7 protein-coding genes and 1 pseudogene are annotated in these 7,086 nt (G+C 35.7%); 4 read left to right on the forward strand and 4 right to left on the reverse strand.

Annotated elements, in window-relative coordinates; all coding sequences use genetic code 11:
* The 4 genes from AACZ30_RS12015 to AACZ30_RS12030 all read left to right on the forward strand — a co-directional run.
* The coding region (locus AACZ30_RS12015) for a DUF5683 domain-containing protein (protein ID WP_339649596.1) at positions 1–293 on the forward strand (293 nt) is incomplete at its 5' end.
* A 48-nt stretch (positions 294–341) separates the two neighbouring features.
* A complete protein-coding gene (dapB, locus tag AACZ30_RS12020) occupies positions 342–1,055 on the forward strand; it encodes a 4-hydroxy-tetrahydrodipicolinate reductase (protein WP_339649597.1) in 714 nt (237 codons plus the stop codon).
* Positions 1,056–1,110: 55 nt separating this feature from the next.
* The gene (lepB, locus tag AACZ30_RS12025) at positions 1,111–2,685 is read left to right on the forward strand and encodes a signal peptidase I (protein ID WP_339649598.1); all 1,575 of its coding nucleotides are present in this window, start codon (positions 1,111–1,113) and stop codon (positions 2,683–2,685) included.
* On the forward strand, positions 2,686–3,336 hold the full coding sequence (locus AACZ30_RS12030; RefSeq protein WP_339649599.1) for a WbqC family protein: 651 nt from the start codon (positions 2,686–2,688) through the stop codon (positions 3,334–3,336).
* Here AACZ30_RS12030 and AACZ30_RS12035 read toward each other — a convergent pair.
* The 4 genes and pseudogenes from AACZ30_RS12035 to AACZ30_RS12050 all read right to left on the reverse strand — a co-directional run.
* Positions 3,326–4,351: an endonuclease/exonuclease/phosphatase family protein gene (locus AACZ30_RS12035; RefSeq protein ID WP_339649600.1), complete on the reverse strand. Its 1,026-nt coding sequence runs from the start codon at positions 4,349–4,351 to the stop codon at positions 3,326–3,328. The two genes, AACZ30_RS12030 and AACZ30_RS12035, sit on opposite strands and share 11 nt — an antisense overlap.
* Positions 4,352–5,263, reverse strand: a complete 912-nt coding sequence (locus AACZ30_RS12040) for a rhomboid family intramembrane serine protease (protein WP_339649601.1) — start codon at positions 5,261–5,263, stop codon at positions 4,352–4,354.
* Complete coding sequence (locus tag AACZ30_RS12045; protein WP_075326622.1) at positions 5,263–6,006, reverse strand: rhomboid family intramembrane serine protease; 744 nt, start codon at positions 6,004–6,006, stop codon at positions 5,263–5,265. The genes AACZ30_RS12040 and AACZ30_RS12045 overlap by 1 nt, the downstream gene beginning before the upstream one ends.
* A pseudogene (locus AACZ30_RS12050) lies at positions 6,007–7,086 on the reverse strand (DNA mismatch repair protein MutL); the annotation flags it as partial.

Genomic DNA, 7,086 nt, shown 5'->3' on the forward strand with positions numbered 1-7,086 from the left:
GGGATGCTTATAAAAATCGGCTTGCAGGTAGAAAAGATGAATTTACCGTAAATGGAGAAGAAAGGATATCTGATGATGGTCTAATAAGAGCCCAGGAATTTTACCGCAGAAACAAAGAAATCTCGATACTGGTAATCGCAGGGTTTTATGTCTTGAATATTATAGATGCCAATGTAGACGCGCATTTACAGCAATTTAATGTTAGTGAAGACCTAACGTTACAACCTAATATAGGACTTGATAATTTTACCGGGAAATCCCGCTACGGTTTATCTTTAAATTATAAGTTTTAGGAAGCGTTTATTACTACCAATTAATTAGAATATCAAAATTTTATAGAGATGAAAATAGCACTTTTAGGATACGGAAAAATGGGAAAGACAATTGAAGAGATTGCTTTAAACCGTGGTCACGAAATTGTTCTTAAAATTGAAGAAGATATTGATACCTACGAGATCAATAAAATGGAAATTGATGTTGCTATAGATTTTAGTGTTCCAAAAGCAGCGTTTAAAAATATTACCACCTGTTTTGAAAATAATATCCCGGTGGTTTGTGGTACAACCGGTTGGTTAGATGATTATAAGAAAGCAGTAGAAATTTGCAAAAAAGAAGACAGCGCTTTTATTTATGCTTCAAATTTTAGCGTAGGTGTAAATCTATTTTTTGAACTGAATAAAAAACTTGCCAAAATGATGAATGGTATGGATGATTATGCCGTAGAAATTGAAGAAATTCATCATACCCAGAAACAAGATGCCCCAAGTGGTACGGCTATAAGTCTTGCGCAACAAGTAATTGCTGAAAACGATAAAAAGAACAATTGGCAACTGGATCATGCCGCTGCCGATGAGATCCCTATTAAAGCTAAAAGAATTGAAGATGTGCCGGGCACTCACACCGTTTCTTACAAATCTAAAATAGATTCTATAGAAATTATGCATACCGCAAATTCGCGAGAGGGATTTGCCTTAGGAGCAGTAATTGCTGCCGAATGGCTTAAGGATAAGCAAGGAGTTTTCACTATGCAAGACGTACTTTCCAGCCAATTTTAAACAAAAAATAGTAACAATCACTGGATTTTGTTACTAATAAGCAAAGAATAAAAATATGACGTTTACACAATGGTTTCTGTTTTTTCTGCTGGTTCAGGTTATTCACTTTGCAGGTACCTGGAAACTTTATCAAAAAGCGGGAAGACAAGCCTGGGAAGCCGCAATTCCTATTTACAATGCAGTAATTTTAATGAAAATTATAAACCGCCCGTGGTGGTGGGTGATTCTTCTATTTATTCCCATTGTAAACCTTATTATGTTCCCGGTAATTTGGGTAGAAACCATAAGAAGTTATGGCCGGCATAGTACCACAGATACTATTTTAGCTATTATAACACTGGGTTTCTATATTTACTATATTAATTATGCAACTGATGTAAAATATATTGAAGATAGAAGCTTAAAACCCAGAACTGCCGCCGGCGAATGGATAAGCTCTATATTATTTGCAGTAATTGCCGCAACCATAGTGCATACTTATGTAATGCAACCTTTTACCATCCCAACTTCCTCTTTAGAAAAAACTTTATTAGTAGGTGATTTCCTCTTTGTAAGTAAGTTTCACTATGGAGCACGCCTGCCAAGAACGGCGGTGGCGTTTCCCATGGTGCACGATACCATACCTGTTTTGGGAGTAAAATCTTATTTAACAAAACCTCAAATTCCATATTTGAGATTACCGGGATTTGAAGAAATAGAGCGCAACGATATTGTAGTCTTTAACTGGCCGGTAGATACCGTAAATGCTTTTCAGCAATATGGTGATGGGAAATATTATTACAAACCCATAGATAAAAAATCTAATTACGTAAAACGTGCGGTAGGAATTCCCGGGGATTCTCTGGAAGTTCGTGCAGGGAAAGTTGTGGTAAATAACGAGCCGCTTCAGCTTCCGGGACGTGCAAAAACTCAGTTCACTTATATTGGTACTACCAACGGGCAGGGTTTCAACCCCAGGTATTTATATGAAGAATATGATATTACCGATGGTTATTACCACAACCCTAATACCAATCAATTTTATATAAAAGCCTTAACCGAAGACGCATATAACCGAATTAAAAATCATCCCAACGTTACCAGTATTGAAAGATATTCTGACTCATTAGGTTCAAAAGACCGAAGCATTTTTCCGAATAATGGAAAACTGAATTGGAATAACGATTATATGGGTCCAATTTACATTCCTGAAGAAGGGGTGACAGTAGATCTTACTGCAGAATCAATGCCTTTTTATAAGCGAATTATAGAAACTTACGAAGGCAGTGAGATGGGAATTAACAATAAACTCAGTCTTAATGGAACTCAGGTTTTATTAAACGGCCAACCCGTAAACTCTTACACCTTTAAGCAAAATTATTACTGGATGATGGGTGACAATCGCCATAACAGTGAAGACAGCCGTACGTGGGGGTTTGTTCCTGAAAATCACGTAGTGGGAAAACCTGTATTTGTATGGATGAGTTGGGATGCCAATGCCCAGGGCTTCTTTAATAAAATTAGATGGGATCGCGTTTTTACCACTGTTAAGGGTGACGCTACACCAACCTCATACCTGCCCTATTTCCTAATAATTGTAGTAATACTTATCGCTTTTAATTACTTCAAAAAACGCAGGAAAAACGCTTAAATGGAAAATATTTTAATACATCCGGCCTATTTTGGGCCGGTTTCTCAGTTTGTTGCGCTGGTAAAAGCTAATAAAGTCTTTTTTGAAAATGAAGACAACTACCAGAAACAAACCTATAGAAACCGGATGTATATCTATGACTCCAATGGAAAATTATTGCTGAATATTCCTATTAAACATCGCTCAGCCCTAACGGGCGAGCCGAAAGAAGCCGGAAAGCATCAACTTTATAAAGAAGTTAAAATTGAAAACGATTTTGAATGGCAAAAGCAACATTGGAGAGCTTTAAAAGCTTCTTACCAAACTTCGCCATTTTTTGAATTTTATGAAGATGAAATTTATCCGCTTTATCATAAGAAATTTAATTACTTAATGGATTTCAATTATGCCTGTTTGGAGTTTGTTACAGATGCACTTCAGCTGGATTTAGATTTCGAAAAAACTTCAGAATTTATTCTTCATCCAGAAGACAGAAAAGACCTAAGAACATTGATTAATGCTAAGGGAAAATTGAAATTTCAGCAGGAAGAATACACCCAGGTTTTTAAAGAAAAACACGGGTTTTTACCTAATTTAAGCATTCTGGATCTTCTTTTTAATGAAGGGCCAAATACCACCAATTACCTGGAAGCCCAGGAACTTAAATTTTAATCCTGGTTAAGATTGGATAATGATCTGAAAGTTCATTTTTAAAACGGGTATAATCGTTAATTTGAATGTTATTATCTACCCAGATAAAATCTATTCTTAAAGGGAAATAATTTAATTTAAATGTTTGCCCAAATCCTTCACCAGAATGCAAAAAAGCATCGGTAAACCTGTCATCTTTATTTAGCATTTCATACACATAAGAGAAAGCAGTATTGTTAAAGTCTCCGGCGATAATTGTTTTGTAAGGCGTTTTGTTCACTTTTTCCATCATCATTTCGGCCTGCTCTTGTTGTAAACTAAAACCCTGCCCTATTCTACCAAGCAATTTCTTAGAATCTGCTTTACGTAAATCTTCAATTTCGGGTTTAATATTCAGGGATTGAAAATGAACATTAAAAATACGCAAGGTATCTTTTTTAACTACCACATCGGTATAGATAGAATTATTATTCCCATTATGCGGAAAATCTATAGAAGATTGTTCAATTATTGGATATTTAGAGAAAATGGCCATCCCAAACTCAGAATTCCTTCCTTTTTTATGTACAAATTTATAAGGATATATTTCCTTAAAACCGGTTTCGTCTACGGTATGCTCCTGCGTGAGTAAAATATCCGGATTTTTATCTTTTACAAAATTTGTAATTTTCTCGGGAATGTTTTTTTCATCAGTCCATCCATAAGAATTAAACATTCTAACATTATAGCTCATAATACTCAGCTCATCATCAGAGGTAAGTGTATCACCGCTAAACTGGTAAAGATTGGTTACATAATTATAACCTACCAGTAAAATAATAAAAGATAACAGAAATTGCCTTTTCAACCTTATAATCCAATAAACCATAAAAACCAGGTTTATTAAGATTAAAACCGGTACCCCAAGGCTTAAAACAGAAAGTAAGGGAAAAGATTTTGGAGGAATAAAAGCAAGCAAATAAGATAATAAAAGCGCCGTAGCAGCAAGGGAATTAAAGATAAAAATGATCTTATCTATGAGTCCAAGATTCTTCATTTAATCTTCTTTACCGGCTTTAAATAGAAAATCTTTCTCGCTTTTGCTCAAACTATCGTAACCACTTTTGCTTATTTTATCTAAAATAGCATCAATTTGCTTTTGTTTTTCATCTTTATCCAGCTTTTTAGAAGAAGATTTACGAGGTCCCGAGGTAGATTTTTTATCTGAAGTTTTTCGGTACACCGTTTTCATTTTGGCTTTGCGCTCGGTAGGTTGAAACATAGCCGCAAAGCTGTCCATTATTTTCTCAAACCAGGAGCCAATATCATTCCCTTTTTGTAATTGTTTAGTATAAGTATAGCCTAAAGCCGCACCACCGAGGTGAGCTAAATGCCCCCCGGCATTCCCCATTGGAATCTGAATAACATCCAGGGCCACTAAAAAAGCAGCGATATACCAGAATTTGATACTTCCTATTAAAAGAAGTCTAACCCGCATATTGGGAATATAGGTAGCAATACCAACTAAAACGGCCATTACCCCGGCAGAAGCTCCTATTAAATAAGATCTACCGGTCGCTTCAAATGCGGGAAATAAATTATAACTAAGCATATAAACCAAAGCGCCCATAATCACTCCTAAAAAGAAATAATTAAGCAACCTTTTTGGTGAAAAATAATTCAGAAAATAGATTCCGGAGAAGTAAAGGATGAGCATATTAGAGAGAATATGCCAAATCCCGCCGTGTAAAAAAGAATAGGTAATAATAGACCAGGGCTTAAATATAAACTCCCCTAATTCCTTCGGAAAAGAAAACCACTCCAGTAAAAAATCTGATGGTAACTGAAATAGAAAGGTTAAGGTTCTAAAAAGATAAAACAAGATAAAAACCAACACATTAATTGCGATTAGTTTTTCAACTACCGTTGCGGTTTGTAGTTTGTATTTAAATTTATCAGATCCTTTCATCAATCCCAGCGATTTTGGTTAAACTGGTTTTTCTTCCAGTACCACATCATAATAAAGCCGAACAGGGCTCCACCAATGTGGGCAAAGTGAGCAATACCTCCTCCAAATAACGAATATCCGGTTAATCCTGAAAATAAATCAAGTAAAATAAGTGCAGGAATAAAGAATTTTGCCTTAATAGGAACCGGCACAAATAAAAGGAATAATTCTACATTGGGAAACATCATTCCAAAAGCAACAAGAATTCCATAGATAGCACCAGATGCTCCAACCGCAGGTGTATTTACGCTTTGATATAATCCCTGAAGCGTTTCCCGGGGTACAGACTCAAGTATTGCGGTAGAATATTCTCCCGTTTTAAGCAATTGTTCTATACTTCCCATACTCATTCCTGCATCTAAGAGCGCATTATAACCGGTTTTAAATTCAATATAATTTACCAATGTATGTAAAAATGCAGCTCCAAGCCCTGCCGAAAAGTAGAAGAAAATAAATTTCTTTTGCCCTAGCATTTGTTCTATAGGGCCACCAAACGCCCAAAGTGCATACATATTAAAAACAATATGCATAAGTCCGCCGTGCATAAACATATGGGTAACAAACTGCCACGCCATAAAATTATCGTTCTCAAAGAACCAAAGTGCAAATAACTGGTAGGCATAATCGCCCAGAAACTGGCTACCAACAAAAAAGATGATGTTGATTATTAAAAGTACTTTTACAGTTTCGGTAATTCTTCCCATTTACATAAATTTTTTGTCCAGTTCGTCTACCGTTAAAGTAACGAAAACCGATCTGTTAGACGGGCTTAACCCGGGTTCTTTACAAGCAAACAACCTGTTAACGATATGTTGCTGCTCGGTATTGTTTAATAAGGTACCAGATTTTACCGCCATTCCCTTTGCGAGCGACTTTGCCAGCAAATCGGTTTGAGAAAAACCATTATCGGGTACATCGTTTTCAAAATCGGCAATAAGTTGTTCCAGTAATATTTCTACTTCACTTTCTGAAATAAGCGTTGGAATCCCAACAATTTCTACGGAATCACTTTTCACTTCAGAAAATACAAATCCGGTTTGTTCCAATGAATCCTGTAATTGTTTTAATATCTCAATTTCGTGAGTATTAAACTGAAGATTTAACGGAAACAATAATTGTTGGCTCACCGCGGCTGAAACGGTAATATTTTTCAGCATTTCTTCATATAAAATCCTGGTGTGGGCCCGGTGTTGATCTATAACTAAAATCCCACTCTTCAGAGTACTTACAATATATTTTTTATGAAGCTGAAAGGTAGATTTTTCTTCTTTATCTTCAGAAGGCTGGAATAAATTTCCCGTTACTTCTTCACTTTCAAATTCTATTTCCCTAAAATCTGAATCTGGCTTAGGATTGTCTTCGGTTTGCAAACCAGTGTATAAACTTTCCCAACTTTCTCCCCGTTCTTTTTTAAAGTTTGAAGAAAAAGAATTTGAAGAGCTTTTATGAGTTCGGGCATTTTCTTCCCGAAATGGATTAAAATTACGATCTACTTCTACCTGTGGCACTTCTGCCGATCTATTTTTATAATCGTAAGGCGTATCCAGGTTTGCATCGCGATCAAAATCCAAGACCGGCGCTACATTAAATTGCCCCAAACTATGCTTTATAGCGCTTCTTAAAATCGCATAAAGTGCGTGTTCATCATCAAACTTAATTTCAGTTTTGGTAGGATGAATATTGATATCTATACTTTTTGGATCAACCTTTAAGAAAAGAAAATAACTGGGATAAGATTTATCTTTTAATAAACCTTCAAAAGCGGCTACTACGGCGTGATTTAA

Source organism: uncultured Salegentibacter sp. (assembly GCF_963972535.1).
GTDB lineage: Bacteria > Bacteroidota > Bacteroidia > Flavobacteriales > Flavobacteriaceae > Salegentibacter.

Bases quoted from the DNA above. Each gene is read 5' to 3' on its own strand.
- AACZ30_RS12045 (WP_075326622.1), bottom strand. From the start codon at position 6,006: ATGGGAAGAATTACCGAAACTGTAAAAGTACTTTTAATAATCAACATC.
- AACZ30_RS12040 (WP_339649601.1), bottom strand. From the start codon at position 5,263: ATGAAAGGATCTGATAAATTTAAATACAAACTACAAACCGCAACGGTA.
- AACZ30_RS12030 (WP_339649599.1), top strand. From the start codon at position 2,686: ATGGAAAATATTTTAATACATCCGGCCTATTTTGGGCCGGTTTCTCAG.
- lepB (WP_339649598.1), top strand. From the start codon at position 1,111: ATGACGTTTACACAATGGTTTCTGTTTTTTCTGCTGGTTCAGGTTATT.
- AACZ30_RS12035 (WP_339649600.1), bottom strand. From the start codon at position 4,351: ATGAAGAATCTTGGACTCATAGATAAGATCATTTTTATCTTTAATTCC.
- dapB (WP_339649597.1), top strand. From the start codon at position 342: ATGAAAATAGCACTTTTAGGATACGGAAAAATGGGAAAGACAATTGAA.